Origin of the sequence: Neptunomonas concharum (assembly GCF_008630635.1) — a bacterium.
In the GTDB taxonomy this organism is placed as follows: domain Bacteria; phylum Pseudomonadota; class Gammaproteobacteria; order Pseudomonadales; family Balneatricaceae; genus Neptunomonas; species Neptunomonas concharum.
The window spans coordinates 2,029,026-2,055,503 of the sequence record NZ_CP043869.1 but is presented as its reverse complement, the minus strand read 5'-3'; the positions used below and the strand labels follow the sequence as shown (position 1 = coordinate 2,055,503).

The window sequence follows — 26,478 nt, the reverse complement described above, 5'->3', positions numbered from 1 at the left end:
AACTAGAACAAAAGGGCGAGGCGTGCCCCGCCCCAATAGAAGGAGAGACAGGATGGCAGAAGCAAAACAACTGGGTGGCGCAGGTTTACGTGGCCAATCAGCGGGTGAAACTGCACTCTGTACTGTGGGTAAAACCGGTGCAGGCCTGACCTACCGTGGTTATGACATTAAAGAACTGGCTGACAAAGCACAATTTGAAGAAGTAGCTTACCTTTTATTATATGGAAAGCTGCCAAACCAAGCTGAGTTGGATGCTTATAAAGCACGCCTGAAGGGTATGCGAGCACTTCCAGATGCACTGAAAACTGTTTTAGAACAGATCCCTGCTGATGCGCATCCTATGGACGTTATGCGTACGGGTTGTTCTATGCTGGGTAACCTGGAAACTGAGCAAGACTTCTCTGAACAACTGGATCACATCGATCGTATGCTGGCGGCTTTTCCTGGCATCATCAACTACTGGTACAACTTCAGCCACAACGGCAAGCGTATCAATGTAGAAACGGATGCTGACTCAATCGGCGAGCAGTTCTTGTGGACGTTACACGATAAAAAACCTGAGCCTTTACATGTTGATGTTATGCATGCCTCTTTGATTCTTTATGCAGAGCATGAATTTAACGCTTCTACTTTTACTGCTCGTGTATGTGCATCCACGTTGTCTGATATTCATAGCTGCGTAACCGCTGCTATTGGCTCTTTACGTGGTCCATTGCATGGCGGCGCGAATGAAGCTGCAATGGCAATGATTGAAAACTGGCGTTCAGCTGATGAAGCTGAAGCTGAAATCATGGCGATGCTGGCGCGTAAAGACAAAATTATGGGCTTCGGACATGCAATCTATCGCGATTCTGATCCTCGTAATGCGATCATCAAAGAGTGGTCTAAGAAGTTGTCCGATCAGGTGGGTGATGAGTACCTTTATGCAGTATCTGAGCGTGTTGAAGCGGTCATGTGGCGTGAGAAGAAGCTTTTCTGTAATGCCGATTTCTTCCACGCATCTGCATACCACTTCATGGGTATTCCAACAGAACTATTCACACCGATCTTTGTATGCTCTCGCGTCGCTGGGTGGGCAGCACATGTGATGGAGCAACGCGCTAACAACCGTATCATACGTCCAAGTGCCGATTACTCCGGCCCTGAGTCGGCTGAGTGGATTGATATCGCTGACCGCCCTTAATTGAGTGCTATCAGGGAGGGCTTTCTACGCCTCCCTTACATGAACTGAATGAATAGCAGGTGTTATATGAACACTGAATACCGTAAAGCTTTACCTGGCGCTGGTGTTGACTACTTTGATACCCGCGCAGCTGTCGAGGCTATCCAGCCAGGCGCTTACGCTAAGCTGCCATACACCTCCCGTGTTTTGGCAGAGCAACTGGTTCGTCGTTGCGAGCCGGAAACGCTGACGGACTGCCTGAAGCAGCTTATCGAAAACAAACGTACCTTGGACTTTCCATGGTATCCAGCGCGTGTTGTCTGTCATGACATTCTGGGTCAGACTGCATTGGTTGACTTGGCAGGTCTGCGTGACGCTATCGCTGACCAGGGTGGCGACCCATCCAAAGTTAACCCGGTTGTACCAACTCAGCTGATCGTTGACCACTCTCTGGCTGTAGAAGCGCCAGGTTTTGATCCCGATGCGTTTGAGAAAAACCGCGCAATTGAAGATCGTCGTAACGATGACCGTTTCCACTTTATCGACTGGTGTAAAACAGCGTTTGATAACGTAGACGTGATCCCAGCCGGTAACGGTATCATGCACCAGATCAACCTGGAGAAGATGTCTCCGGTGATCCAGAATCGCGATGGTGTTGCTTACCCGGATACTTGTGTCGGAACTGACTCTCACACCCCCCATGTTGATGCGCTGGGCGTAATCGCCATTGGTGTTGGTGGTCTGGAAGCTGAAACCGTCATGCTGGGTCTGCCATCAATGATGCGCCTCCCAGACATCATCGGTGTGAAAATTATTGGTGAGCGTCAGCCTGGCATCACGGCTACGGATATCGCCTTGGCAATGACTGAGTTCCTGCGTAACGAGAAAGTTGTTTCTGCATACTTGGAATTCTTTGGCCCAGGTGCAGCTACGTTGTCTATCGGTGACCGTGCTACTTTGTCTAACATGACACCTGAGTACGGTGCATCTGCTGGTATGTTCTATATCGATGAACAGACCATCGACTATCTGAAGCTAACTGGTCGTGAACCAGAACAGGTTGCACTGGTTGAGCAGTATGCGAAAGAAACAGGCCTGTGGGCGACTGATCTTGAAGCGGTAGAGTATGAGCGCGTTCTGGAATTCGATCTGTCGACTGTTGTACGTAACATGGCAGGTCCATCTAACCCACATCGTCGCCTGCCTACATCTGCGTTGAACGAGCGTGGTATTGCCAGCGATGAGATGCTGGCTGCGGCTAAAGTTCAGGAATCTGAAGGTTTGATGCCGGATGGCGCAGTTATTATTGCTGCGATCACCTCTTGTACGAATACGTCTAACCCACGCAACGTTGTTGCTGCCGGCCTGCTGGCTAAGAAAGCGAATGAGTTGGGTCTGGTACGTAAGCCTTGGGTTAAGACCTCTTTTGCTCCAGGTTCTAAAGTTGCAAAACTGTATCTAGAAGAAGCAGGGCTACTATCTGAGCTGGAAAAACTGGGCTTCGGTATCGTTGCTTACGCATGTACTACCTGTAACGGTATGTCCGGTGCGCTGGATCCAGTGATCGAAAAAGAAGTGGTTGAACGCGACCTGTACGCGACAGCTGTACTGTCTGGTAACCGTAACTTCGATGGTCGTATCCACCCGCACGCTAAGCAGGCATTCTTGGCGTCTCCGCCACTGGTTGTTGCTTATGCAATCGCAGGTACCGTGCGTTTTGACATCGAAAAAGATGTACTGGCAGTTGTTGATGGCAAAGAGATTACGCTGAAAGATCTGTGGCCATCCGATGAAGAGATCGATGAAATTGTCGCTAAGGCGGTTAAGCCTGAACAGTTCAAGCAGATCTACATTCCAATGTTTAATCTGGGTGATATTGAGCGCGCGGAAAGCCCGCTGTATGACTGGCGTCCAATGTCTACCTACATTCGCCGCCCGCCATACTGGGAAGGTGCACTGGCAGGTGAGCGTACTATGAAAGGTATGCGTCCTCTGGCAGTACTGGGCGACAACATCACAACAGACCATCTGTCACCATCCAACGCTATTCAGGCGTCCAGTGCGGCGGGTGAATACTGCGCGAAAATGGGTCTGCCGGAAGAGGATTTCAACTCTTACGCAACTCACCGTGGTGACCACCTGACAGCACAGCGTGCAACATTCGCTAACCCGAAACTGTTGAACGAAATGGTTCGCAATGAAAATGGCGAAATCAAGCAGGGCTCTCTGGCACGTATCGAACCAGAAGGTACTGAAAGCCGTATGTGGGAAGCAATTGAAACCTACATGGAACGTAAGCAGAACCTGATCATTGTTGCAGGTGCTGACTACGGCCAGGGTTCTTCCCGTGACTGGGCTGCTAAAGGTGTACGTCTGGCGGGCGTTGAAACCATCGTTGCTGAAGGTTTTGAGCGTATCCACCGTACTAACTTAGTAGGCATGGGTGTGCTGCCGGTTGAATTTAAAGCCGGTGATACTCGTCACACTTATGGTATCGATGGTACAGAGACATTCGACATTGAGGGTGAAATCTCTCCACGTTGTGACCTGACTCTGATCATCAATCGTAAAAACGGTGAGCGGGTAGAAGTACCTGTAACCTGCCGTCTGGATACCGCTGCTGAAGTAAATGTTTACCATGCCGGTGGTGTTCTGCAGCGCTTTGCTAAAGACTTCTTGGAAGGAAGTGCTTAAGCCTTAGTGCACTGATAGGCGTTGCTTGCTTTTTAGCATAAACAATCAAGTAAGCAGCGCCCATCCTAATTAGTGAGGCTTTTTACTAATAACTACTGCTGGAATAAAGAGCAGATAGCCGCAGTAGTTGTTACTAAGAATTTTCTGAATCGCGGCATATAACCGATACAGCTGCAACCAAAACAGGATAATGTTCTTATGGCACACGTACCACAGATTAAAATCCCTGCGACCTATATTCGCGGCGGAACCAGTAAAGGTGTTTTCTTTAGACGTCAGGACCTGCCAGAAGTGGCACAGGAGCCGGGCGAAGCGCGCGATAAGATTTTGATGCGTGTGATCGGCAGTCCTGATCCATACGGTCAGCAGATTGATGGCATGGGTGGTGCAACCTCTAGTACTTCCAAGACGGTTATTCTGGATAAAAGCGCTGAGCCCGATCACGATGTGGATTACCTTTTTGGTCAGGTAGCGATCAACAAAGCTTTTGTTGACTGGTCCGGCAATTGCGGCAACTTGACAGCAGCGGTAGGTGCGTTCGCTATCTCTGGCGGTCTGGTTGATCCAGCACGTATCCCGCAAAATGGTATCTGTACAGTGCGTATCTGGCAGAAAAACATTAAGAAAACCATCATTGCGCATGTGCCGATCACTAACGGGCAGGTTCAGGAAACCGGCGACTTTGAGCTAGACGGTGTCACCTTCCCAGCTGCAGAAGTCGTGATTGAGTTTATGGACCCAGCTGATGGCGAAGGTTCCATGTTCCCAACGGGTAATTTGGTGGATGATCTTGAAGTGCCGGGTATTGGTACATTCAAGGCGACTATGATCAATGCGGGTATCCCGACTATCTTTGTTAACGCTGAAGATATTGGCTACAAAGGGACCGAGTTGCAAAAAGATATCAATTCTGATGCTGCAGCATTAGAACGTTTTGAAATCATGCGCGCCTATGGCGCAGTTAAAATGGGCCTGATCAGCGATATTTCTGAAGCTGTTGCTCGTCAGCATACGCCTAAGATCGCGTTTGTAGCACCAGCAACCGATTATGAAGCTTCTAGTGGTAAGCAGATCTCTGCTTCTGATATCGATGTATGTGTCCGTGCATTGTCTATGGGCAAATTGCACCATGCCATGATGGGTACCGCTTCAGTTGCGATTGCTACGGCAGCGGCAGTGCCAGGCACCTTGGTGAACTTGGCAGCAGGTGGAGGCGAGCGTGACGCGGTTACCTTTGGCCATCCATCCGGCACCCTACGTGTAGGTGCGGCTGCATCTGAACAGGAAAATGGTGATTGGACTGCAACCAAAGCGGTTATGAGTCGTAGTGCGCGTGTTTTAATGGAAGGTTGGGTGCGTATACCTGGTGATTGCTTCTAAGCAACGCCTGGCTTTCTCAAGTTCTGAAGTGGGGATGTGGTAGATCTGACTGCCTATCAGGAACGATCTACTTCTACTTCTTTTATACCCCGCATGTTCGCATGCGGGTTTTTTTTGCCTTTAATACTGAAGTGCTTCTTTTGCAATGTTTCTGACTTCTGCACTTATATCTTTTGCCGCCTGATTGAGAAATGCCCGAGACGCTTCAGTGTCAGGATAGGACGAGATAAGTTTTACGGCTGCAATGCGTACTCTAGGTTCGGGATCTGAGAAAAGGATTTGTCCTAATAAAGGTTGGGCTACTTCGGGCGTAATATGCATAAGGGACTCGATAACAATAAGCCTTACGTTTGGGTCAGGATCCCCCAAAGCATCGGCTATTAAGTTAACATTGCCTGTTGATGCTAGGTGTCGAATTGCATACTGGCGAGTAGTCGGATGTTCATCAAAAATAAGATGGCTTTTCTGCTCTTTTACAAACGGTTTTGTTGGAGAGTGGTTTTCTTTATATTCTTCTGTGGGGGTAGATAAGTATTCAGAAGAGGTCGCGATAGTTTCGGCATCTTCTGCTTCTATTGCAGTGCTATTTCCTTTGCCGACAATCAGTGCTTTATCGATGGTTTCTTGCTTGGTGCTCATGACCAGTGCTAGGCCATTAGGGAAAGCGAGAGATGTAATAACTTGGCGAAGTGGCGTTTGAATAAAGAACCAGTCTTGAATAATTTCAGTCGGTTGACCAATTAAAATGACTTCCATATCTGCTTCATCAGATAGCCTTCTCAATAACTTAATATTCGAGGTGGCAGGAGCTGATAAACTTACTTTTCCCGCCTGGTACGTGATATCCGGTAGGCTCTCAGCGTTAGTTCGAGTGACGTAGATTGCACCAGATACAATAAGCCCAGTTACTAAAAAAATTATGCGGTGATAGGACTGCTTGAAAGCCATACTTACCATTACTAATTACAGCTGCTTTCGCCGATTAACATTAAGCTTTCCTCAGCAAAACCTGTTCCGGCTTCTGTGTAGAAGTTAAAGACATTGTTTATGCCGCTTGCCAAAAGTTGTTCCCTCTCATCTTCATAGCGGGCAATGGCGGCAACTTGGCCTTCATAACCTGCTTCTCTGAGTTGAATGGTAATATTAATATCATCTTGGATAGAGGGAAGTGCCAATAACACCAGCCTTATTGGGCTTGTATCAAAGCTCTCCCAAAGATCAGCATCTTCACCGTCTCCAAAAAATACGTTCATACCTTTTTGCTGGTAGAGTTTAACGCGTGTTCGATCAGCATCCATTCCAGCGACGCGTTGATCCAGCATATTTTGCAATGCTTTAAATGCACCTTTCCCGACTCGACCTAAGCCGATGACGAGTATTTCTACATGTGGAGGTTGTATAAAGCGATCTTCAGGTAAGCGTGTAGGGCTTTCATGGCGCTTAATGACCTCTTTATGTTGGCGGTAGAAAGAGTGAGCATGGCGGTAGAACAAGCTGGTTAGTATGAAAGATAAAGATACGGCTAAGGCAAGAATGACTAACCACTCTTTGCTTAGCCAACCTGAATCTACGCTTAATGCAGCAACGATTAACCCAAACTCACTGAAATTACTTAAAGCCAGAGAGGCTAAAAAAGCCGTTCGGCCACGAAGCTGCAGACGAGTAAATATATGGAAGAACATAGCAAATTTGATTAATAGCAGTAACGACAGTAGAAAAGCCATGCCAAGCATCGACCAAGTAGGCAATGCGGTGAAACCGATAGAAAGGAAGAAACCGATCAAAAAGATATCTTTGAAACTTAACAGCGATTTCGTTAGCTCGCTCGCTTTTGTATGATGACTGAGCAGCATGCCAAAAATGAGTGCTCCAAGATCGCCTTTAACGCCCACCAGAGAGAATAACTCGTAGCCGCCAAGAGCTAAGAAAAAGCCCGTCAGCGGCAGCATTTCACCGTGGCCTGCTCGATTGAGAAGCGCATCTAAAAGTGGCCGTACAAAGACTAAGCCCAGTAAGCCTATTGCCCAAATAGTAGGAAGCTTGCCGGTCGCTATCACCAAGAATATAACGGCAGCGATATCCTGCATAACCAGCACACCAATGGCTATTTGGCCGTGGCGTGTTTTCATCTCGCCACTTTCTTCAAGTAATTTTACGATGCAAACGGTACTGCTAAAGCTTAACGCAAAACCTAATAAAGCCGCTGTTTTGAGATCGAAATCGGTAAAGTAGGGAAGGCTAATGAGCGACAACAGCAGTGCCAGCGCAGCGATAAGGATAACCCATACACCCATATGGGAGAGAGTGCTCGCCCAAATCTCTTTTTTTAGTAAATCTTTAACGTGTAGTTTTAAGCCGATAGTAAACAGCATGAGCGTAATGCCAAGGTCGGCCAGCGTATTAAGAGAATCTGTTGGCTCAATACCAATGGCGTGAAGAATAAAACCTGCACATAAAAAGCCAATAAGGGGGGGGAGGCCTGCCAGCTTGACTAGCAAACCGCAAACAAAAGCAAACAAAATCCAAATAAAATCCATACGCGCTTAACTATTTCACATTAGATGTAAGAGGGTTGTAACTGGCAATTATATACGTAAATTCTGATTCTTATTGTAGTTTCCTAAGCATCGACCAAGATAATTATGTTATTCCTCAAATGGTATACTTAAGCAGGGCAAATCTATTTAGTGGCAACGGGTTTGTACAGCCTAGCTCTATGTTAAGATAGTGCTCCTGAAAAGCATCTCCACGCGGTTGTTTTTTGCTCTGTTATCAATTTGTGCATTGGGAATATGAATGTTTAAGAAGCTGAAATCTATTTTCTCCTCGGGTAATGAACAGACTAAGGAGAATCAGTCTATTAATGAGGCTGCTCAGCCTGTAGAGCAATCAGAGAGCAGAGACGTAGTATCCGTTGAAACTGATGTGGCTACAAAAGCAGAAGAGAGCACCACGAAAGTGGATGTTGTTTCCGTTGAAAGCACTACCATTCAGCCAGAGCCAGAGCCAGAGCCAGAGCCAGAGCCAGAGCCAGAGCCAGAGCCAGAGCCAGAGCCAGAGCCAGAGCCAGAGCCAGAGCCAGAGCCAGAGCCAGAGCCAGAGCCAGAGCCAGAGCCAGAGCCAGAGCCAGAGCCAGAAAAGAAAGGTATGTTTGCGCGTATTAAGGCGGGACTAAGCCGAACAAAAGCGAACTTATCAGAGCAGCTAGGTAACCTCTTTTTAGGGAAAAAAGAGATTGATGATGAACTGCTGGAAGATATTGAAACGTTGCTGTTGACCGCAGACGTTGGCGTAGAGGCGACTACAGATATTATCGATCGCCTAACGGATCGGGTTGCCCGTAAGCAGCTTGCCGATGCCGAAGCACTTCATCAGGCCCTCAAACGAGAGCTAGCGGCTTTGCTTGATCAAGTTGAGCAACCCCTTGTGATCTCTGGGCATAAACCTTATGTAATTTTAATGGTTGGTGTTAACGGTGTTGGTAAAACCACCACCATTGGCAAGCTGACGAAGCGATTCCAGAGTGAAGGTAAATCAGTCATGCTTGCTGCAGGGGATACATTCCGTGCAGCAGCGGTTGAGCAGCTACAAGTCTGGGGTGAAAGAAATAATGTGCCAGTCGTTGCTCAGCATACAGGGGCTGACTCAGCATCGGTGTTATACGATGCGCTGCAATCTGCTCAATCCAAAAATATAGATGTACTGATAGCAGATACAGCGGGGCGTTTGCAAAACAAAGATCACTTGATGCAAGAGTTGGAAAAAGTGGTGCGTGTCATGAAAAAAATTGATGAATCTGCGCCCCATGAGGTGATGCTTATTTTGGATGCGGGTACAGGCCAAAATGCCATGAGCCAAGCCAAAATATTCAAAGACGCTGTGGGTGTTACCAGCATCACGCTTACAAAGTTGGACGGCACCGCAAAAGGTGGAATTATTTTTGCCATTGCTAAACAGTTGGGATTACCGATTCGCTTTATCGGTGTGGGAGAACAGGTTGATGACTTAAGGCCATTTGTGGCTGAAGAGTTCGTTAATGCGCTGTTTGATTAGACGCGCTAAGGATTGGTAATCTGAGTAAAGTACTGTATATTTAACCATATTTAAATCCTTGTAGGGCAAAAGCTTTGATCGGACGTTTAAAAGGTGAGTTAGTAGAAAAGCAACCACCGCACCTTATGGTAGATGTACAGGGCGTAGGTTATGAAGTAGAAGCTTCTATGAATACCTTCTTTCGGTTACCTGAGATTGGTCAGGGAGTTCTGATCCATACGCATTTTGTTGTTCGAGAAGATGCACAGTTGCTTTATGGCTTTATCGATAAGCAGGAACGCAGTCTTTTTCGAGCACTGATCAAAGCCAATGGTGTTGGTCCTAAGCTTGCCTTGTCTATCTTATCAGGCATGACTACGGAAGATTTTATCGGATGTGTGCAGCGTGATGATGCTACTGCTCTAACTCGTATTCCTGGCGTTGGGAAAAAAACGGCTGAACGACTGATTGTTGAACTACGGGACAAGTTAAAGCAGTTTCACCAAGAAGCGCCTGCCGATTTCTCTTTAAGTGGCGGTGACTTTGTCGAACAACCATCGGTAAATCACTATAGAGATGAGGCTGAAAGTGCGCTGTTGACGCTGGGGTACAAGCCTGCACAGGCAACCAAAGCGGTTGCTCAAGCAGAGAAAGAGCTAGGAACGAATGTTAGTTCTGAGTCTCTAATTCGTTTGGCGCTACGCTCTATGGTTTCAGGGCAATAACCGATGATAGAAGCGGATCGTTTTATTGCGCCTAAAAGCTCCCCCGTCGAAGAACAACACGATCGGGCTATACGCCCCAAACAGCTCGCTGATTATCGAGGTCAGCCAGTCGTTAAAGAGCAGATGGAGATATTCATCCATGCAGCGAGAAATCGTGGAGAGGCTTTAGATCATACATTAATTTTCGGGCCACCAGGCTTAGGTAAAACCACGTTAGCCAATATTATTGCTAATGAAATGGGCGGAGATATCAAAACAACCTCAGGCCCTATTCTTGAAAAGGCGGGTGATCTTGCGGCGTTACTCACTAATCTCGAACCCGGCGATATTCTTTTTATTGACGAAATTCACCGGCTTAGCCCTAATGTTGAAGAGGTTCTCTACCCCGCTATGGAGGATTATCAACTCGACATCATGATTGGTGAAGGTCCCGCTGCCCGTTCAATTAAGTTGGACCTACCTCCTTTTACTTTGGTGGGAGCGACGACCCGAGCCGGTTCGCTTACATCGCCACTACGTGACCGCTTTGGTATTGTCCAGCGCTTAGAGTTCTACAATATTGAAGACCTGACCCACATTGTTATGCGCTCGGCAGAACTGTCTGGTACCCATATTGACGAAGAGGGGGCAAAAGAGGTTGCTAAGCGAAGCCGAGGCACGCCGCGTATAGCTAATCGTCTTCTTCGCCGTGCGAGAGACTATGCCGAAGTTAAAGGGCAGGGAAGGATTACACGGGATATTGCAGATCTTGCACTGAATATGCTTAGTGTTGATGAGCAAGGCTTCGATCATATGGACCGACGTCTTTTGTTGGTTATGATTGAGAAATTTTCAGGTGGGCCGGTTGGTATCGACAGCCTTGCAGCGGCAATCAGCGAAGAGCGAGATACCATAGAGGATGTGCTGGAACCTTATCTGATTCAACAAGGTTATATGATGCGCACACCGCGTGGGCGAGTCGTAACAGATCATGCCTACCTCCACTTCGGTATTCAGAAGCCTGACTCGGATCAATAAACCTCTAATAAGGCGTATGTTTTTTTTTAATCGTGATGTTGGTCATAGTTTGAGCGCAGTAAGCTCAGTAGCATGAAATGAAACCAACCATCGAGAGAAAAAATATGTCACCCAATCTGACTCTGACTCAAATAAAAACGATAAAGGCAGAGCTTCTGGATCTTCTTGAACATCTTCGCGAGGAGGTGAAGGGGGAACTGGCTGATCAGCATGGCGAACGAGGTTTAATCTCATCAGCGGGTACTCATGATCTTGGAGACGAAGCTTTAGCGGATCTGGATGCTTCTATTAATATAGCCAATATCTCTCGTCATCTTCAGGAGATAAGAGAGTGCCAAGCAGCTCTTCACCGTCTCGAAACGGGTGATTACGGCTTTTGCAGTGATTGTGGCGAGCAAATTGAGCTAAATCGTTTAAAGGCAAACCCTATATCGACGCGGTGTTTAGCGTGTCAATCTCATGAAGAACACCAGCATCCTGAAGTTCGTTACGCCTCCCTTTAAATAAGAAGCCGCTCTGGGTAGGCTCAGAGCGGAAATATTCTTCTATACGGGTGCCTCTCACCTTGTATAAATTTTCCTGCCTGCTATTGTTTGCTCTGCTGATTTTTAGGGGCGTTCCTGCCTGTAGTTAAGGGGCTGTGCTAGGTATTCAGGAACTTTCTTGATTAAAAATCATCTGAAATGTCTCAGTCACCTCAGATCGACTGGATGAAATACACAATTCAAATAGTTTGCCGAGCGCTATAAAACGTTCGCGAAGGTAATGGAGAGTATATAGTGGTCGAACAGTTGTCGATCTGGAGCTTGGTGGTTCATGCCAGCTTAGTTGTTCAAGCCGTTATGGCGATTTTGGTACTGGCTTCTTTCATCTCGTGGGTCATGATTTTCCAGCGGTTTAGTGTTATTCGAAGTGCCAGAAATGCGCTACGCCAGTTTGAAGATAGATTTTGGTCTGGTGTTGATCTTGGACAGCTTTACCGAGAGATCACTGAGTCGTCTTCAAATACGACAGGCGCAGAGAATATTTTTTGTGCGGGAATAAAAGAGTATACCCGCATGACGCAGCAGAAAAACTATGACCCCGATGCGGTCATGGAAGCGGTCCAGCGTAGCATGCGTATAGCTTTGGCCCGTGAAGAAGAAAAGCTAGAGCAGCACCTGCCATTTTTAGCTACGGTGGGCTCAACAAGCCCGTATATCGGCTTATTTGGTACAGTTTGGGGAATCATGAACTCTTTCCGAGGTTTGGCAAACGTTCATCAGGCTACGTTGGCTTCGGTGGCCCCAGGTATCTCTGAAGCGTTGGTGGCCACAGCGATAGGTTTGTTTGCCGCGATCCCTGCCGTTATTGCTTATAACCGCTTTTCAGCTAAAACCGAATGGCTAATGAACAATTACGAAAACTTTGCCGATGAGTTCTCAAGTATTTTGCATCGTCGTATCCACAACTCTATTTAGTAGTGATGTAAATAATGATTAGACGGCAAAAAAATAGGCGTAAATTAAATTCAGATATCAATGTGGTGCCATACATTGATGTGATGATGGTACTACTGGTCATCTTTATGATTACGGCGCCTATGTTGACTCAAGGTGTGAACGTTGATTTACCGCAAGCGACTGCAGACCCAGTGGATGCGCAAGATCAGGAGCCTGTGATAGTCACGGTGGATAAAAACGGTGCTTACTACATCAATATCGGCGGTGACGAGCAGGAAGCGATTGATCGGGAGGTTGTGTTTGAGCGCGTTGATAAATTGCTCAATGCAAACCCGAAACAGTTGTTGTTAGTCAGAGGCGATAAAGATGTTAATTATGACAAGGTGGTTAAGTTGATGTCGTTACTGCAGCAAGCGGGTGCTACCCGTGTTGGGTTGGTAACGGAATAGGTCTGCGTGGGTATTGTGAGTTATATCATCCCTATTATACTTGCGCTGATCTTACACGGTGGGTTGTTGCTATTGTTGATCCCTCACTGGTTCCAGCAAGATGACCCTTATAAAAAGCGTCAGCCACGGCATATCCAAGCGGAAATGATCGATCTGAAGGCGCTAATGAACCAAGAGTCCCTTCAGAAGGAGTTTGCTGCAGAGCAAGCCAAAAAAGAAGCCGCTGAGAAAAAGCGCATACAAGAAGAAAAGCAGCGTCAGGCGCAGAAACAGAAGGAAGCGGAGAAAGCCCGTATAGCGGAAGCTGAAAAGAAAGCACAGCAAGAAAAAGTCCGCCAAGAAGCGCAGAAGCAAAAAGCCATCGAAGCTCGTAAAGAAGAGGCCGAGAAGAAAAAGCTGGCCGAACAGAAAATTCTCGAAGAAGCTAGATTAAAAGTTGCAGCAGAAAAGGCGCTTGCAGAGAAACAGAAAATTGAAGAGAACAAGAAAAAAGAGCTAGCTAAGAAACAGGCAGAAGAAAAGAAACGGGCACAAGAGAAGAAAATTGAAGCAGAGAAAAAACGTATAGCAGAAGCGAAACGTTTGGAGGCGGAAAAAGCAAAGCAAGCCCAAGCGAAGCGGGAGGCTGCAGAGAAGGCAGCTGCTGAAAAGTTAGCAAAAGAACAGGCCTCCGAGCAACGACGCTTAGCAGCCGCGGAGCGGTCTGAAAAGATAAGAGGCGACATAACCGCTTATATCCAAGGAGTTATGAAGAAAAATTGGAGAAGACCTTCTATCGCACGAAATGGGATGACTACAAAAATTGAGGTCAGATTATTCCCTTCAGGAGAAGTTGATAGTGTGCGGATAATAGAAAGTAGTGGGGATGCTGCGTTTGATAAAGCAGCAGAGAGAGCGATTTATCGAGCTGAAAAATTCCCACGTGTCGCAGAGATAGATCCAATCTTCTTCGAGCGAGAACTGCGTCCGGGTATCATTATTGTGTTTCGTCCAGATGACTTAAGGTGGTAAGGCATGTTTAGAGTATTTTTAGCAGGGGTTACATTGTTACTGATGACAACAACCCTCAGAGCGGAACTGGTCGTTGAGGTGACACAGGGTGTTGACGCACCAACGCCGGTTGCAGTTGTTCCGTTCGATTGGACAGGTGATGCCTTGCAGGAAGATGTCGCTAAAATCGTCTCTGATGATCTAGGGCGCAGTGGCTTTTTTAAAATGATGAAGCGTGAAAATATGCTTGGTACACCACACGCTAAAGATCAGATATTTTTCCGCGACTGGCGTATTTCAGGCAATGACTACATCGTTATTGGTCGTATGGTTCCCAGTGGTGATGGACAGATTAGTGCCACGGTAGAACTCTATGATGTGTTAAAAGAACAACGTGTGTGGGGGGAAACCGTTCAAGGTCGTCAGGATGGATTGCGTGATGTTGCCCACTATATAGCGGATCGCATTTTCGAAGAATTAACCGGTTTACGAGGTGCGTTTTCGACACGCATTGTGTATGTCACGGCAGAGATGTTAGGTACTAATAACTACCGTTATCGCTTACAGTTAGCGGACTCTGATGGCGCACGACCCCGTACAATTCTGGAGTCTAAAGAACCCATTTTATCGCCTACATGGTCTCGTGATGGCACGAAGTTAGCCTATGTCTCTTTTGAGAGCACACGCCCTTCTATCTATATTCAACATTTGGCAACAGGGCAGAGGCAGCGTATACAATCTTTTAAAGGCTTGAATGGCGCGCCTGCGTGGTCTCCAAACGGGGATAAGCTGGCTTTGGTTTTATCAAAGGATGGTAATCCTGAAATTTATATTTTGACGCTGGCAACTGGGCAATTAGAGCGAATTACACGTCATTATGGTATTGATACAGAGCCAACGTGGTCACCCGATGGACAATCTATTTTATTTACCTCCGACCGTGGTGGGATGCCGCAGATCTATTCACTGCACCTACCGAGTCGTGAGCTGAAGCGCTTAACTTTTGAAGGGAAATACAATAGCCGTGGTCGCCTAACCCAAGATGGACGTTTTTTGACTATGGTTCACCAAGATAGCAGTGGCTTTCATATAGCCGTTCAAGACCTGAAAAAAGGTCGCTTAGATGTTTTGACCAACTCCAGTTTAGATGAGTCTCCAACGATCGCACCGAATGGAAGCATCATTTTGTATGCAACCAAAAAAGGCGGTAGAGGAGTTCTAGCTGGAGTATCGCTGGATGGGCGCGTACGTTTTACGATGCCAAATACGCAAGGGGATGTTAGGGAGCCAGCTTGGTCTCCTTACTTGCAATAATTAGAATCTACCATTAAGTTAATTGAATTTTCCGGCACAGTCCGATAGTAATCAGGAGTCATAATGCGTGTATCCAATACGGTTAAAGCAGCTTCTTTAGCAATTACATTTGCTTGGTTAGCAGGGTGTAGTTCTCCTTCAACCATGACCGAAGGCGGTGAAGGTACAGGAACAGGTACGGCAGGCGGTGCAAACACTTTCGGTGCAGGTAACGGTTCTGGTGTATCTGGAACGGGAGTAGGCGGCTCAGTTGATGTCGCAAACTTGAGAACGGTTTTCTACTTTGATTTTGATGAGTCAACGGTGCGCAGTGACAGCATTGCTGATTTAGAAGCTCACGCCCAGTATCTGGCAACACATCCTAATGCGTCTGTTCGTCTCGAAGGCCATGCGGATGAGCGTGGTACTCGTGAATACAACATGGCTCTGGGTGAACGCCGTGCTAAGGCGATTGAACGCTTCCTAGCGGTTAATGGCGTTGGACAATCTCAAGCCGAGACGATCAGTTATGGCGAAGAAAAGCCTGCTGTTATGGGCTCTGGAGATGGTTCTTGGTCGCAGAACCGTCGTGTTGAATTGAAATACGTATCTCGCTAACAATGAAAAGACAGCTAATTACCTCTATTACTGTCTCCTTGCTGGTTGCCGCATCTGCGGCAACCGTGCAAGCTGCGCAGGTGGTTCCTGTTATTGAAGTTAACGCGGCTAATGGTCAGCGGGTCTCGCATGCCCCTTCACAAAACAGTGAACTGATCTTAATCATTCAGCAGTTACAGGATGAAATGAGGCAACTGAGAGGCCAGGTTGAGTCTCAGCAGCATCAGTTGCGTAAAATGGAATCTGACCAGAAAGAGCGTTATCGAGATCTTGATCGACGCTTGAGTGTGTTAATGCAGAACGGTATGGGGAGTGCTGAAACTGACCCTACAACAACGCTGCCAGATACAGATACCAGCGTTGTGAGTGACGATCAGCGTGTGGAAACAACACAACCGAGTCTTTCGCAATCGACTGATGAAGCCGCACCTGTAGCGCCTTCTGAGCCTGCAAGTGTTAATGATCAACAAGATTATCAAAGTGCATTCGCGCTGGTGCGACAGAGAGACTTTAATGGTGCATCAGAGAGCTTTAAGCGCTTTTTGGTCGATTATCCAGATAGTCCACGTGTGCCCAATGCTCACTACTGGCTGGGTGAAATTTATTTAGCCCAAGGACTTCACCGCCCATCGGAGCAGGCATTCGTTAAAGTCATTACTGACTATCCTTCTAGCCGAAAAGCATCCGATGCGATGTACAAGTTAGGTATTTTGTATAAGCAGCAGGGTAATATGGAAAAATCCCTCAGTTTTATGCGTCGCGTAGTAAAAGAGTATCCTGACTCTTCTGCAGCTCGTCTGGCAGAGAGTGCATTAAATTAATTGTGTTTTGGAATAGTTGTTTATGAATAAGCCTTCTAAAAAGGCTGTAGTTCTTTTGTCTGGTGGTCTTGATTCGGCTACGGCATTAGCGATGGCAAAGGATCAAGGGTTTCAGTGTTATGTTTTAAGCTTCGATTATGGTCAGCGCTCGATTACCGAGTTAAATGCGGCCAAAGCAGTCGTCAAACAAGTTGGTGTGACAGAGCACCGCGTTATTCGTCTTCACCTTGAAGACTTTGGCGGGTCGGCACTAACTGATCACTCGATTGATGTGCCTGATCACGAAACCGGTGGTATACCGGTTACTTACGTTCCTGCCCGCAATACGGTGTTTCTTTCTTTAGCGCTTGGGTGGGCTGAAGTGTTGGAGGCAGAGGCTATTTTTATCGGTGTCAATGCAGTGGATTATTCGGGTTATCCGGATTGTCGGCCTGAGTTTATCGAGGCGTTCGAGAAAATGGCTAATCTGGCAACGAAAACCGGCGTATCAGGACAAGGCATCACTATTCATACACCACTGATGAAAATGACGAAAGCGGAGATTATCCGTGAAGGTGTCCGTTTAGGTGTTAACTACGGCGATACTATCTCATGTTACCAAACAGATGATGATGGAAGAGCTTGCGGTGTCTGTGACAGTTGTCGATTGCGTGAAAAAGGGTTTGAGGATGCCGGTGTGGCAGACCCAACGCGGTACTTCAACCGCTAATAGCCTCCATCACTCTACTGACGTGTACCATGGCAGAGAAATTTCCTGTCGTGGTACAATCCCCCCCTACATCTAATTAGCCATGGCGATAGCTGACTATGTTAAATAAACAGGATATCTCTGATCGTATTCTGGTGCAGGAGCATTTCGCGCAAGAACATCTACCCAGTGAAATGGATCAAGCAGAAATTGACCGTTATAAGGCACGTATTAAAGCGCTTTTAAAAGAGAAAGATGCGTGCTTGGTTGCCCATTATTATACCGATGCGATCGTACAGGAAATCGCAGAAGAAACCGGCGGTTGTATCTCTGACTCTCTAGAGATGGCACGTTTTGGCACGATCAGACCCGAACAGACGCTGGTTGTGGCGGGTGTGAAGTTTATGGGAGAGACAGCAAAGATCTTAAATCCTGAAAAACGGATTTTGATGCCGACACTTGAGGCAACCTGTTCGCTGGATATTGGTTGTCCAATTGAAGAGTTTTCTGCGTTCTGTGATCAGCATCCTGATCATGAGGTTGTGGTTTATGCGAATACTTCCGCTGCCGTAAAAGCTAGAGCCGACTGGGTTGTGACTTCGAGTATTGCGCTTAAAGTGGCAGAGCATTTAGAAGAGCAGGGTAAAAAAATTATTTGGGCACCAGACAAACATCTTGGAGAATATGTTCAGAAGCAGACAGGGATTGAAATGCTGATGTGGGATGGTTCCTGCATCGTGCATGAAGAGTTTAAAGCCAAGGGCATTCTTGAACTGAAAAGTGTTTATCCTGATGCTGCCGTACTTGTGCACCCGGAATCGCCTGATGCGGTTGTGCAGATAGCAGATGCCGTGGGTTCAACAACGCAGTTAATCAAAGCGGCGGCAGAGCTTCCTAACGAGACGTTCATTGTTGCTACTGACCGTGGTATTTTCTATAAGATGCAGCAAGCTGCACCAGGGAAAACGTTTATCGAGGCCCCTACCGGCGGCAGTGGAGCAACATGTCGTAGCTGTGCACATTGTCCGTGGATGGCGATGAACGGTTTACAGAACATTGTGTCGGCCTTGGAAACGGGCGAGGGAGAGGTGCTGGTAGACGAAGCACTGATCACTGATGCACGTCGTCCTTTGCAGCGTATGTTGGATTTCTCTGCAAGTTTAAACAAGTAATTCTCGCGGGGTGAACTCATTTCACCCCGCACTCTTCTGAACATTCATTATACTTATGTCTTGAATTTCTTGCTTCAAATCAGTGCATTTTTACAGATATAGGTGCATGATCTCACTTTGCTTAATCTCTCTGAGATGCCTCTTTTTAGGCCAAAAGCCTTAATTTAAACAACGCTTTATCCAAGTGTTCAATTATTTTGGAGCAGTGACTATGACGCTCATAAAGAACCCCTTGTGTGGTTTGGTACTTAGCTTAACGATGGCGGCCTCCGCCATAGCCTCTGATACGATTAAAATTGGTATTGCTGGCCCCTTCAGCGGTCCTGTCTCTCAGTATGGGGAGATGCAACAGCAGGGTGTACGCGCTGCAATCACGATGATTAATCGTGCAGGAGGGGTGGATGGTAAGATGCTTGAAGCGATCCCGTATGATGATGGTTGTGAGCCTAAACAAGCAGTCACGGTAGCGAACAGCATTGTTCGTGATGGAGTTAACTATGTCGTGGGGCATCTGTGTTCAAATTCTACACAACCGGCAACTGATATCTATAAAGAAGAGAACATTCTAGTAATCACGGGTTCAACTAATCCCGGAATAACCAGTCGAGGTTATGACAATATTTTTCGGACAATCGGCATCGACTCAGAACAGGGAGCGGTTGCTGCCCAGTTTATAGCAGAGCGCCTTAAACCGAACCGTGTTGCCGTGATCCATGATAAGCAACAATACGGTAAAGGTGTTGCTATGGTTGTAAAGCAACAATTAGAAGGCCGTGGTATTAACATCGTTTCTACGGATGGTATTAACAGCGGAGAAAAAGACTTTTCTGCCCTGGTATCAAAACTGAAGCGTGAAAATGCCGATGTTGTCTATTATGGCGGTTACCACCCTGAGCTGGCATTGATCATGCGACAAGCCAAAGCTTCGGGGTTTAGCCCGCGTTTTATGGGGCCTGAAGGTTTAGGCAATAAAGATATTGCGTATCTGTCTGGCGATGCCGTTGAAGGCTTGCTGGTAACATTGCCTAAGCGTTATGACTTAGAATCCGCTAATGCTGAGGTTGTCTCTTATCTGAAAGAGAGTGGTGTAGACCCGGTTGGCCCCTTTATCTGGACAAGCTATGCGGCCGTTCAAGCGCTAGCTGAGGCAATGCGTCATGCCGATGAAAGTAATCCAAAAGCGGTTGCGAAGCAGTTACACCAGATGACCATTGACTCGGTTATTGGCCCTATCCGCTGGGATGAAAAAGGGGATTTGCAGGGCTTTCAATTCAATATTTACGAATGGCATGCTGATGGATCAGGTACCCCTGTTCATTAAGAAAAAACGCCTTTACCTGTCTATAGCTTGATAGTTTAAAGTGCCCTCAGTAAATCTTATTGAGGGCACAGTAATGAATGACCTAACATTTATAAATGCAATACGAAACAAAACACTCCCACCTGAAGAGTTTGGGCATAAAGGCCACTTGCGTTTAGCATGGCTGTACCTTGAAAAATACCCCCTTTATAGCGCCATTGATAGCATCTGTGATCATATACAAGCTTATGCTACTGCTTTAGGTGCGCATGATAAGTTCCATAGAACGCTGACCGTCGCGATTATGAATATTATGGCTCATCGTAAACCACGCTCTGAATACGCTAGTTTTGATGAATTTTTACAAAGTAATTCAGATCTGATTGATGATATGGAAGCTTTGGTCGCTAAACATTACAGTGCTGAAAGGCTAAGCGATCCTGAAGCGAGGCATATTTTTCTCGCCCCTGATCGTGATGACTTTTACTAAATAACGATTGAGAAAAGAGTATGTTTTCGATTGGCCAGCTTGCTAAAGCGTTTCTGCTCTCCCGCAGTACGTTGCTGTATTACGATGAGATAGGGCTGCTTTCGCCAACCCGACGAACGGCGGCAAATTACCGCGTCTATAGTGCGGATGATGTTTCCCGCTTACAGAAAATTGTCGAGCTACGTGGAACCGGTATTTCTCTTGAGCAGATTAAAATGCTGCTGGATGAATCAAGTAAAAGCAAAACAAACCAACTTTTTGAGCGTCGACTATCTGAATTAAATCAAGAAATTTCGACGCTTAAACAGCAGCAACGCTTACTTTTAGGGATGCTTGGCAGAAAAGTACTCGATGAAACCACGGGCGTGATGAATAAAGCTCAGTGGGTACAGCTACTTATTGCAACAGGCCTATCGGAGAAAGATATGGAGCGCTGGCATGTAGAGTTTGAAGCACAAATGCCAGACGCCCATCAGCAATTCTTACAGTCTCTTGGTATCTCGGACGCTGAGATTACGCAAATACGTGCTTGGTCAAGAGCGTGTACAGAAACTAAATAGAGCACCCAGAAGCATCGCATGCAGCGCCACTATTAAGAGGAGGTTGCCCTGACTCGCCCCGAGCCCAATTGTACGCGTTTTCAAGGTCGGATAGTGAAGCGTAGCCTGAAGCTATTTTATAACCCTTCTGATCATGAGCATATAAAAGGGCAGGGAATCCCTGAATACCCAACTGTCTCGCCATTGCATATTCATCACGGGTTGTTTCTAAAGTACTATCAGAATGGTACTCGTTTAGGAATATATCCTGTGGGATGCCACACGCCTCGGCAATTGAGGCCAAAACAATAGGATCGTTTGGATTTAGACCCTCGACAAAAACAGCTTGCTGAAGTTCGTGGATGTAGTGTTGCATAGTAGCATCGTCTTTTAGCAGCTTGACTGTAACCGACGCACGAGCGGCAGGCTCCGTGTCATAAAGATAGTTTTCTGTCTCCAGCAAGGCCCAAAACTTTTCACTAAAGATTTGGCCAGTTCTCTCGGTAACATGCTTAGATGCATTTTTTAGGTAGTCTCGAAACGCTTTATCTGTTCGTTTTGCTTGGGTGTTTGGAAAAAGCCCACCATTGATAGTGATGCGTTCTATATCCGAAGGTAGGTTTTGATAAAACTTTTCTAAATCAGGAGCTATCCCATAGCACCATAAACAGAGAGGGTCGGTAACATAAATAATCTGGCTGGGGTTCATAACAATCCTACAATCTAAAAAAAGCAGCCCCTCGAAAGGAGCTGAAAAGGTGACGGTGTACTAAGAACAATCAGAACTCGTGTTAATCTTCGGTAAGTGGAATACTGTTTTGTTGCCCTATACCTTTGGCAAGAAACAACAGGAAAGTAAGACCTCTGCGAACCTCTGGGTCTTTCGTCATTTTTATCAATCCCCACACTGTCGGCGGCTCTTCTAACAGGCTAACTTCGTTACTTGCCATACGTGCAAGATTGCCGGCATTCCACAGGCCACCGATGGCTTCTTCATAACCTTTACAGAGTTTTTCGACCATATAGTCATCGGTCATATCCACAACATCAGCAACCACAGACATCAAGTCTACGATACGATTAAGACGTCCTCCGGCCAGAAGGGGATCTATTTTTGCGATCAGTTCTTCCAGACCTTGTTGTCCAGCAGGGCTAAGGGCAGAGGGGATATCAGTTTCTTCGATAGTTGTACTTGTAGTATTCATGTTTGATCTCCTTTGCTTAGACTAGTCCGCGGGCAACTGACCAATAAACGCCGCGATTAAAACCTTTGCGCATTAAGCCGCCCAATTTATTAGGCGGTGTAGGTTGCACTTCTGACTCATAGTCATACCAGAGTGGCATGCCATCTTCTAAGCCCATTTGCGCAATAGCAACAACGCGTCCGTCGTACTGATCAAATAGGTGACCAAGTCGGATTAAAGAAGCAATATTGTTGACGATGACAGGAGATTGGCTGTGGCAAGAGCCGCCAGCTTTACTGATAGGTAAGTCGACAGTGTCGCCCATAACAAAGACGTTTTCCAGACCATAGACTTCCATAGTTTCATGGTTTGTCGGGAGCCAGCCTTCATCGTTTTCAGCTTGTGAGATACCTGAATTTAAAACCGCATCGACTGCCCGGATTGGAGGCGTTGCCATTAAAATATCGAAGTCTGCTTCTTTTCCTTCTTCCGACGTCGCAATTTTTTTGCCTGGGTCGACGCTTGCTAACGAGAAGCCACGCTCATACTTAATATTACGCTGCTCAAAAATAGTCGGAAGGACTTCGCACGTATCTTTCTGCATAAATAAGCAGTTACGTAATAGCTGAGACACCGTCGGGTACGTGTAGACAATTTCTACATTGTCCCTAACGCCTCGCTTGCGGAGTAAGTCATCCAACATAAGGGTTGTTTCTATTGGAGCGATACCACATTGGTGAGGAACATTCGGCGTTTTAGGGAAGTTGACCGTAACAAATATACGGCCTTTCTCGATAGTCATCAGCTTCTTAGCCAAATTCCTGGCTGGCTGATATTGATAGAAGTGATCACCGGCTTCTTTTAAGCCTTCTATTCTTTCAGGGGAAGGGATACAACCTGTAGAGATAACTAGATAGTCGTATGCTACTTGTTTCCCGCTGGCACATCTTACTTTGCCAGCCTTAAAATCAAACTCCTCAACCTCATCAACAATAAACTTGATTTCAGGTCTTAACAGGCTTTGTTGTGGCCTTCTTAGCTCATCCTTAAAAAACTTATTAAAGGCAACATACATAAACGCGGGTTTGTAATAGTGCCAAGGAGAGTTGGACAGCATTACAATCTCAACATTTTTGCTACTGACTTCGGGGTATAGCTTAGTTACTAAATGGTTGGCAGTCATCGTACCGCCAATACCGCCTCCAATGATCAGGATGCGTTTAGCCATATTGAGTACTCCTCACGTTTTATAGTTATTCTGTATTCGTGCTTTGTTTTATAAAAACGAACGTTCGTTCTGTTTTGGTTTCAATAAAAAGCACAACAGGTGTTGTGCGTTTCAGAATAGAACGAATATTCGTTCTAGATCATAAGAAAGAAAATATCACGGGTCAAGCCCGCGCCAAGTATTCTCCCAAAGACTTTCCAAAAGCGTTGGAAGGGGGGCTTCAACAACATCATCTAACCTCAAACAGATCATTCGTATCGCACCGCCGTATACAATCATCGCAGCTACAAGCGGGTCCATTTCGCGAATTTCTCCATTATCCATCCCCGTAAATACAAAGGCTCTCATACGCACAAATGCCGTTGTGGAACAAATGGACTTTTCTTCTGGCAAAAACTCTTTATGGCGTGCATGAATAATAAATTGCATCACCTCAGGTTCGCTTTCGGTCAGTTCAAATAGCGTTCGAATAACGGCAAAGCAACGGCTCTTAGTATCTGTATAGGCTACCTCAATTTGATCGATAAGCTCGTTCATTCGCTGAAGTAATAAGTTATACAAAGAGCGGGCGATTCCTTCCTTATCCTTAAAGTGATGGTAGATAAAACCGATGGAGACTTGTGCTTTTTCAGCAATATCATGCACCGACGTTTTGAAGAACCCCTTATTGGTAAACAGCTCAAGAGAAGCTTCCAGTGTTTGGGCATTTCTAACAGGTATGTTTTGGAAAAAAAAGGATGGAGTTGCCGAGCTAGTCATATGTGTGTGATCCAACAGCATAGGTACGTAATCGCCGTGAATTATAACATGATGCAGGTGGTATTCACGCCCACTGTACCTATTAGATAAAAACTCGCTAAATAGTATGAATCGCTGTAAAGTGGCTTTCCCCTTACGTGGTGATCATGTGTTATCGCTTGCTGCGTCCGCTTTTAATGCAGGAGCTGTTTGTGATGAGTGAGCTACGCCTACGTTTTCAGACCTTAGAGGTCGGTGATCTGGATATACATCTTCGTACGTTACGTGATAATCAGCAGTTTCAGGACGATGATGGGGTTGCGCAAGCGCTGGGTATTTCATCTGCATCATGGTCTTTATTTGGGATCGTATGGCCTTCAGGCAAGGTATTAGCTCATCAGGTTTTAGACAAAGATATCAAGGGTAAGCGTATCTTAGAGGTTGGCTGTGGAATCGGTTTATCCAGTTTGCTGCTTAACTTACGCGATGCAGATATTACGGCAACAGACTACCATCCAGAAGCCGGTGCTTTTCTGCAAGAAAATGCTCGAATCAACGAAGCCAAAGAGATCCCCTTTGTTCGAACAGGTTGGGAAGATATAGATAGCGGTATCGGCAAGTTTGACCTCATTATAGGCAGTGATATTTTATACGAAAGCGAGCATGTCGAGCTGCTCGCCAAATTTATTGAACAACATGCAAACCCCCAGTGTGAAGTGATGATCGTTGATCCCGGCCGGGGCAACCATGCACGTTTTAGTAAGCAAATGGTATTGCGAGGGTTTACGCATACCCAAGCCCCTCCTGAAGCAAGCAGTGACTATTTGGATAAGCCTTTTAAAGGGCAGGTGCTTAGTTATATTCGTACGTAACGATTAGGTCATTACGCGAGACACGATCAGCGATAATATCCCACGCTTCTGATACTATAGTCTGCATATCGCTCTTCATCATTGAGCTATAAGACAGGATATAGATTTTGAACAACACTGATTTCGCTTCGCTACAGCTCCAAAAGCCGCTACTGGATAACCTCATTACCTTGGGGTATGCATCCATGACGCCTATTCAATCACAAAGTCTCCCGGCTATTTTGGATGGTAAAGATGTCATCGCGCAAGCGAAAACAGGGTCGGGGAAAACAGCAGCCTTCTCATTGGGCATTCTTGAAAAGCTCAACGTTCGACATTTTGCGGTTCAGTCATTGATTCTTTGCCCAACACGAGAGTTGGCAGATCAAGTTGCAAAAGAGATACGTAAACTTGCCCGTGCAATCCACAATATCAAAGTACTGACCTTATGTGGTGGCATGCCGTTTGGCCCGCAAGTAGGCTCTTTAGAGCATGGTGCACATATTATTGTCGGCACACCAGGGCGAATAGAAGAGCATCTTCGTAAGGGCTCGTTAGTACTGGACAATGTTTCTACCTTGGTTCTAGACGAAGCGGATCGCATGTTGGATATGGGGTTTCAGGAAGTACTCGATTTAATTATCAGCTTTACCCCTGACCAGCGCCAAACTTTGTTATTCAGCGCTACATATCCTGAAGAGATTCACCACATAGCTGAACGGGTTATGCAATCACCGGTTATGGTGAAAGCCGAATCAGTCCACGACGCAGCCAGTATCCAGCAGCACTTTTATGAAGTAGGAAGTGATGATGAGCGTGCTGGTGCGGTAATGGCACTACTGCTTGAGTATCGGCCATCAACCGCGGTAATCTTTTGTAACACAAAACGCGAAACACAATCGCTAGCGGATTACCTAAAAAACCAAGGTTTTGATGCGTTGGCTTTACATGGTGATCTTGAGCAAAGAGATAGAGATCAAACGCTAGTGCGTTTCTCAAATCACAGTATTTCGGTACTTGTGGCAACCGATGTGGCAGCTCGTGGTTTAGACATAGCTGCATTGGATGCCGTTATCAATTATCAAATTGCCCGTGAAACAGAAGTACATGTGCACCGTGTTGGGCGAACAGGCCGAGCAGGCAGCCATGGTATGGCGTTCACGCTGTACACACCCTCAGAGGATTACAAACTTGAACGTTTGGCCGCCTATCTTGAGGAGCCAGCACGCCCAGAATCGTTACCTCATCTGTCTGGAGAAAAGCCCTATCGCGCGCCAATGGTCACGCTACAAATTGGTGGCGGGAAAAAGCAAAAGATCCGCCCAGGGGATATTGTAGGGGCCCTGACCGGAGCTGGGGGCGTAAGTGGTGATGATATCGGTAAAATTGCCATATTTGATAACACCGCTTTTGTTGCTGTTAAACGTAAAGTCTCTTCTCATGCCATAGAAAAGTTAGGAACCGGACGCCTAAAAGGAAAGCAATATCGAGTGCGATATATCTAATTTTCAAAGTATCTAGCACGTTGGGTTATTGAACGAATGCTCACTTTTGTCATCAAAAGTGAGTATGGCGGTAGCTATTTTCAAACGCTGTGCTACTTTTTAAATGGGTGTATGGGCATTGAAGCAAGTACAAAAATAGGTTCAATAAGGAGATATTGCC

Annotated in this window: 26 protein-coding genes; 20 read left to right on the top strand and 6 right to left on the bottom strand. The window is 46.3% G+C overall.

All coding sequences use genetic code 11. From position 1 onward, the window contains the following. The first annotated feature begins 52 nt into the window (after positions 1-52). From prpC to prpF, 3 genes are all read left to right on the top strand, one after another. Complete coding sequence (gene prpC / locus F0U83_RS09595; protein WP_138987736.1) at positions 53-1,183, top strand: bifunctional 2-methylcitrate synthase/citrate synthase; 1,131 nt, start codon at positions 53-55, stop codon at positions 1,181-1,183. A 66-nt stretch (positions 1,184-1,249) separates the two neighbouring features. After that, positions 1,250-3,856, top strand: a complete 2,607-nt coding sequence (acnD, locus tag F0U83_RS09590; RefSeq protein WP_138987737.1) for a Fe/S-dependent 2-methylisocitrate dehydratase AcnD — start codon at positions 1,250-1,252, stop codon at positions 3,854-3,856. Positions 3,857-4,054: 198 nt separating this feature from the next. Then, the gene (gene prpF, locus F0U83_RS09585; RefSeq protein ID WP_138987738.1) at positions 4,055-5,236 is read left to right on the top strand and encodes a 2-methylaconitate cis-trans isomerase PrpF; all 1,182 of its coding nucleotides are present in this window, start codon (positions 4,055-4,057) and stop codon (positions 5,234-5,236) included. Between the two features lie 120 nt (positions 5,237-5,356). On the opposite strand, the gene F0U83_RS09580 is transcribed toward prpF, so the two are convergent. Both F0U83_RS09580 and F0U83_RS09575 read right to left on the bottom strand, forming a co-directional pair. Continuing rightward, on the bottom strand, positions 5,357-5,992 hold the full coding sequence (locus tag F0U83_RS09580; RefSeq protein WP_170221820.1) for a HEAT repeat domain-containing protein: 636 nt from the start codon (positions 5,990-5,992) through the stop codon (positions 5,357-5,359). Positions 5,993-6,195: 203 nt separating this feature from the next. Then, a complete protein-coding gene (locus F0U83_RS09575; protein ID WP_138987740.1) occupies positions 6,196-7,773 on the bottom strand; it encodes a cation:proton antiporter family protein in 1,578 nt (525 codons plus the stop codon). A 259-nt stretch (positions 7,774-8,032) separates the two neighbouring features. Between F0U83_RS09575 and ftsY the strand changes: the two genes are divergently transcribed. The 15 genes from ftsY to F0U83_RS09500 all read left to right on the top strand — a co-directional run bounded on the left by ftsY (position 8,033) and on the right by F0U83_RS09500 (position 20,833). Then, the gene (gene ftsY, locus F0U83_RS09570) at positions 8,033-9,289 is read left to right on the top strand and encodes a signal recognition particle-docking protein FtsY (RefSeq protein WP_150036807.1); all 1,257 of its coding nucleotides are present in this window, start codon (positions 8,033-8,035) and stop codon (positions 9,287-9,289) included. 74 nt (positions 9,290-9,363) lie between these two features. Further along, positions 9,364-9,993: a Holliday junction branch migration protein RuvA gene (ruvA, locus tag F0U83_RS09565; RefSeq protein WP_138988324.1), complete on the top strand. Its 630-nt coding sequence runs from the start codon at positions 9,364-9,366 to the stop codon at positions 9,991-9,993. Positions 9,994-9,996: 3 nt separating this feature from the next. Beyond that, positions 9,997-11,010 carry a Holliday junction branch migration DNA helicase RuvB gene (gene ruvB, locus F0U83_RS09560; protein WP_138988323.1) on the top strand — a complete coding sequence of 338 codons (1,014 nt, stop codon included), beginning with the start codon at positions 9,997-9,999 and terminating at the stop codon, positions 11,008-11,010. A 104-nt stretch (positions 11,011-11,114) separates the two neighbouring features. Then, the gene (locus tag F0U83_RS09555) at positions 11,115-11,513 is read left to right on the top strand and encodes a TraR/DksA family transcriptional regulator (RefSeq protein WP_170221878.1); all 399 of its coding nucleotides are present in this window, start codon (positions 11,115-11,117) and stop codon (positions 11,511-11,513) included. A 276-nt stretch (positions 11,514-11,789) separates the two neighbouring features. Then, the gene (gene tolQ / locus F0U83_RS09550; RefSeq protein WP_138988321.1) at positions 11,790-12,470 is read left to right on the top strand and encodes a protein TolQ; all 681 of its coding nucleotides are present in this window, start codon (positions 11,790-11,792) and stop codon (positions 12,468-12,470) included. A 14-nt stretch (positions 12,471-12,484) separates the two neighbouring features. Continuing rightward, positions 12,485-12,901: a protein TolR gene (gene tolR / locus F0U83_RS09545; protein ID WP_138988320.1), complete on the top strand. Its 417-nt coding sequence runs from the start codon at positions 12,485-12,487 to the stop codon at positions 12,899-12,901. Between the two features lie 15 nt (positions 12,902-12,916). Beyond that, entirely contained in the window at positions 12,917-13,912 is a 996-nt protein-coding gene (tolA, locus tag F0U83_RS09540) for a cell envelope integrity protein TolA (protein ID WP_170221876.1), read from the top strand. Positions 13,913-13,915: 3 nt separating this feature from the next. Next, positions 13,916-15,205 (top strand): Tol-Pal system beta propeller repeat protein TolB, encoded by a 1,290-nt coding sequence (tolB, locus tag F0U83_RS09535; protein WP_138988318.1) that lies wholly within the window; start codon positions 13,916-13,918, stop codon positions 15,203-15,205. A gap of 63 nt (positions 15,206-15,268) precedes the next feature. Further along, the gene (pal, locus tag F0U83_RS09530) at positions 15,269-15,802 is read left to right on the top strand and encodes a peptidoglycan-associated lipoprotein Pal (RefSeq protein ID WP_138988317.1); all 534 of its coding nucleotides are present in this window, start codon (positions 15,269-15,271) and stop codon (positions 15,800-15,802) included. Between the two features lie 2 nt (positions 15,803-15,804). Further along, positions 15,805-16,623, top strand: coding sequence for a tol-pal system protein YbgF (ybgF, locus tag F0U83_RS09525; RefSeq protein WP_138988316.1), 819 nt, complete (start codon positions 15,805-15,807; stop codon positions 16,621-16,623). Between the two features lie 22 nt (positions 16,624-16,645). Beyond that, positions 16,646-17,332 (top strand): 7-cyano-7-deazaguanine synthase QueC, encoded by a 687-nt coding sequence (gene queC / locus F0U83_RS09520; protein ID WP_138988315.1) that lies wholly within the window; start codon positions 16,646-16,648, stop codon positions 17,330-17,332. A 98-nt stretch (positions 17,333-17,430) separates the two neighbouring features. Then, on the top strand, positions 17,431-18,483 hold the full coding sequence (gene nadA, locus F0U83_RS09515; RefSeq protein WP_138988314.1) for a quinolinate synthase NadA: 1,053 nt from the start codon (positions 17,431-17,433) through the stop codon (positions 18,481-18,483). Between the two features lie 211 nt (positions 18,484-18,694). Further along, positions 18,695-19,804: a high-affinity branched-chain amino acid ABC transporter substrate-binding protein gene (locus F0U83_RS09510; protein ID WP_138988313.1), complete on the top strand. Its 1,110-nt coding sequence runs from the start codon at positions 18,695-18,697 to the stop codon at positions 19,802-19,804. A 73-nt stretch (positions 19,805-19,877) separates the two neighbouring features. Further along, positions 19,878-20,273 carry a hypothetical protein gene (locus F0U83_RS09505; protein WP_138988312.1) on the top strand — a complete coding sequence of 132 codons (396 nt, stop codon included), beginning with the start codon at positions 19,878-19,880 and terminating at the stop codon, positions 20,271-20,273. A 20-nt stretch (positions 20,274-20,293) separates the two neighbouring features. Further along, complete coding sequence (locus tag F0U83_RS09500; protein WP_138988311.1) at positions 20,294-20,833, top strand: MerR family transcriptional regulator; 540 nt, start codon at positions 20,294-20,296, stop codon at positions 20,831-20,833. Here the strand turns inward: F0U83_RS09500 and F0U83_RS09495 are convergent. The 4 genes from F0U83_RS09495 to F0U83_RS09480 form a co-directional block, all read right to left on the bottom strand. Then, positions 20,826-21,521 carry a DsbA family protein gene (locus F0U83_RS09495; RefSeq protein WP_138988310.1) on the bottom strand — a complete coding sequence of 232 codons (696 nt, stop codon included), beginning with the start codon at positions 21,519-21,521 and terminating at the stop codon, positions 20,826-20,828. The genes F0U83_RS09500 and F0U83_RS09495 overlap by 8 nt on opposite strands. Before the next feature lie 82 nt (positions 21,522-21,603). Further along, complete coding sequence (locus F0U83_RS09490; protein ID WP_138988309.1) at positions 21,604-22,017, bottom strand: DUF1641 domain-containing protein; 414 nt, start codon at positions 22,015-22,017, stop codon at positions 21,604-21,606. Between the two features lie 16 nt (positions 22,018-22,033). Then, positions 22,034-23,224 carry an NAD(P)/FAD-dependent oxidoreductase gene (locus F0U83_RS09485; protein ID WP_138988308.1) on the bottom strand — a complete coding sequence of 397 codons (1,191 nt, stop codon included), beginning with the start codon at positions 23,222-23,224 and terminating at the stop codon, positions 22,034-22,036. A 156-nt stretch (positions 23,225-23,380) separates the two neighbouring features. Then, complete coding sequence (locus tag F0U83_RS09480; protein WP_138988307.1) at positions 23,381-23,983, bottom strand: TetR/AcrR family transcriptional regulator; 603 nt, start codon at positions 23,981-23,983, stop codon at positions 23,381-23,383. A gap of 194 nt (positions 23,984-24,177) precedes the next feature. On the opposite strand from F0U83_RS09480, the gene F0U83_RS09475 reads away from it, so the two are divergent. Both F0U83_RS09475 and dbpA read left to right on the top strand, forming a co-directional pair. Then, complete coding sequence (locus F0U83_RS09475; protein WP_138988306.1) at positions 24,178-24,834, top strand: class I SAM-dependent methyltransferase; 657 nt, start codon at positions 24,178-24,180, stop codon at positions 24,832-24,834. Between the two features lie 107 nt (positions 24,835-24,941). Beyond that, positions 24,942-26,318, top strand: coding sequence for an ATP-dependent RNA helicase DbpA (gene dbpA, locus F0U83_RS09470; RefSeq protein ID WP_138988305.1), 1,377 nt, complete (start codon positions 24,942-24,944; stop codon positions 26,316-26,318). Positions 26,319-26,478: the final 160 nt, after the last annotated feature.

What these genes read in the sequence shown, in the direction of transcription:
- prpC (WP_138987736.1), top strand. Translation starts at nt 53, where the DNA reads ATGGCAGAAGCAAAACAACTGGGTGGCGCAGGTTTACGTGGCCAATCA.
- acnD (WP_138987737.1), top strand. Translation starts at nt 1,250, where the DNA reads ATGAACACTGAATACCGTAAAGCTTTACCTGGCGCTGGTGTTGACTAC.
- prpF (WP_138987738.1), top strand. Translation starts at nt 4,055, where the DNA reads ATGGCACACGTACCACAGATTAAAATCCCTGCGACCTATATTCGCGGC.
- F0U83_RS09580 (WP_170221820.1), bottom strand. Translation starts at nt 5,992, where the DNA reads ATGGAAGTCATTTTAATTGGTCAACCGACTGAAATTATTCAAGACTGG.
- F0U83_RS09575 (WP_138987740.1), bottom strand. Translation starts at nt 7,773, where the DNA reads ATGGATTTTATTTGGATTTTGTTTGCTTTTGTTTGCGGTTTGCTAGTC.
- ftsY (WP_150036807.1), top strand. Translation starts at nt 8,033, where the DNA reads ATGTTTAAGAAGCTGAAATCTATTTTCTCCTCGGGTAATGAACAGACT.
- ruvB (WP_138988323.1), top strand. Translation starts at nt 9,997, where the DNA reads ATGATAGAAGCGGATCGTTTTATTGCGCCTAAAAGCTCCCCCGTCGAA.
- F0U83_RS09555 (WP_170221878.1), top strand. Translation starts at nt 11,115, where the DNA reads ATGTCACCCAATCTGACTCTGACTCAAATAAAAACGATAAAGGCAGAG.
- tolR (WP_138988320.1), top strand. Translation starts at nt 12,485, where the DNA reads ATGATTAGACGGCAAAAAAATAGGCGTAAATTAAATTCAGATATCAAT.
- tolB (WP_138988318.1), top strand. Translation starts at nt 13,916, where the DNA reads ATGTTTAGAGTATTTTTAGCAGGGGTTACATTGTTACTGATGACAACA.
- pal (WP_138988317.1), top strand. Translation starts at nt 15,269, where the DNA reads ATGCGTGTATCCAATACGGTTAAAGCAGCTTCTTTAGCAATTACATTT.
- ybgF (WP_138988316.1), top strand. Translation starts at nt 15,805, where the DNA reads ATGAAAAGACAGCTAATTACCTCTATTACTGTCTCCTTGCTGGTTGCC.
- queC (WP_138988315.1), top strand. Translation starts at nt 16,646, where the DNA reads ATGAATAAGCCTTCTAAAAAGGCTGTAGTTCTTTTGTCTGGTGGTCTT.
- nadA (WP_138988314.1), top strand. Translation starts at nt 17,431, where the DNA reads ATGTTAAATAAACAGGATATCTCTGATCGTATTCTGGTGCAGGAGCAT.
- F0U83_RS09510 (WP_138988313.1), top strand. Translation starts at nt 18,695, where the DNA reads ATGACGCTCATAAAGAACCCCTTGTGTGGTTTGGTACTTAGCTTAACG.
- F0U83_RS09505 (WP_138988312.1), top strand. Translation starts at nt 19,878, where the DNA reads ATGAATGACCTAACATTTATAAATGCAATACGAAACAAAACACTCCCA.
- F0U83_RS09500 (WP_138988311.1), top strand. Translation starts at nt 20,294, where the DNA reads ATGTTTTCGATTGGCCAGCTTGCTAAAGCGTTTCTGCTCTCCCGCAGT.
- F0U83_RS09495 (WP_138988310.1), bottom strand. Translation starts at nt 21,521, where the DNA reads ATGAACCCCAGCCAGATTATTTATGTTACCGACCCTCTCTGTTTATGG.
- F0U83_RS09490 (WP_138988309.1), bottom strand. Translation starts at nt 22,017, where the DNA reads ATGAATACTACAAGTACAACTATCGAAGAAACTGATATCCCCTCTGCC.
- F0U83_RS09485 (WP_138988308.1), bottom strand. Translation starts at nt 23,224, where the DNA reads ATGGCTAAACGCATCCTGATCATTGGAGGCGGTATTGGCGGTACGATG.
- F0U83_RS09480 (WP_138988307.1), bottom strand. Translation starts at nt 23,983, where the DNA reads ATGACTAGCTCGGCAACTCCATCCTTTTTTTTCCAAAACATACCTGTT.
- F0U83_RS09475 (WP_138988306.1), top strand. Translation starts at nt 24,178, where the DNA reads ATGAGTGAGCTACGCCTACGTTTTCAGACCTTAGAGGTCGGTGATCTG.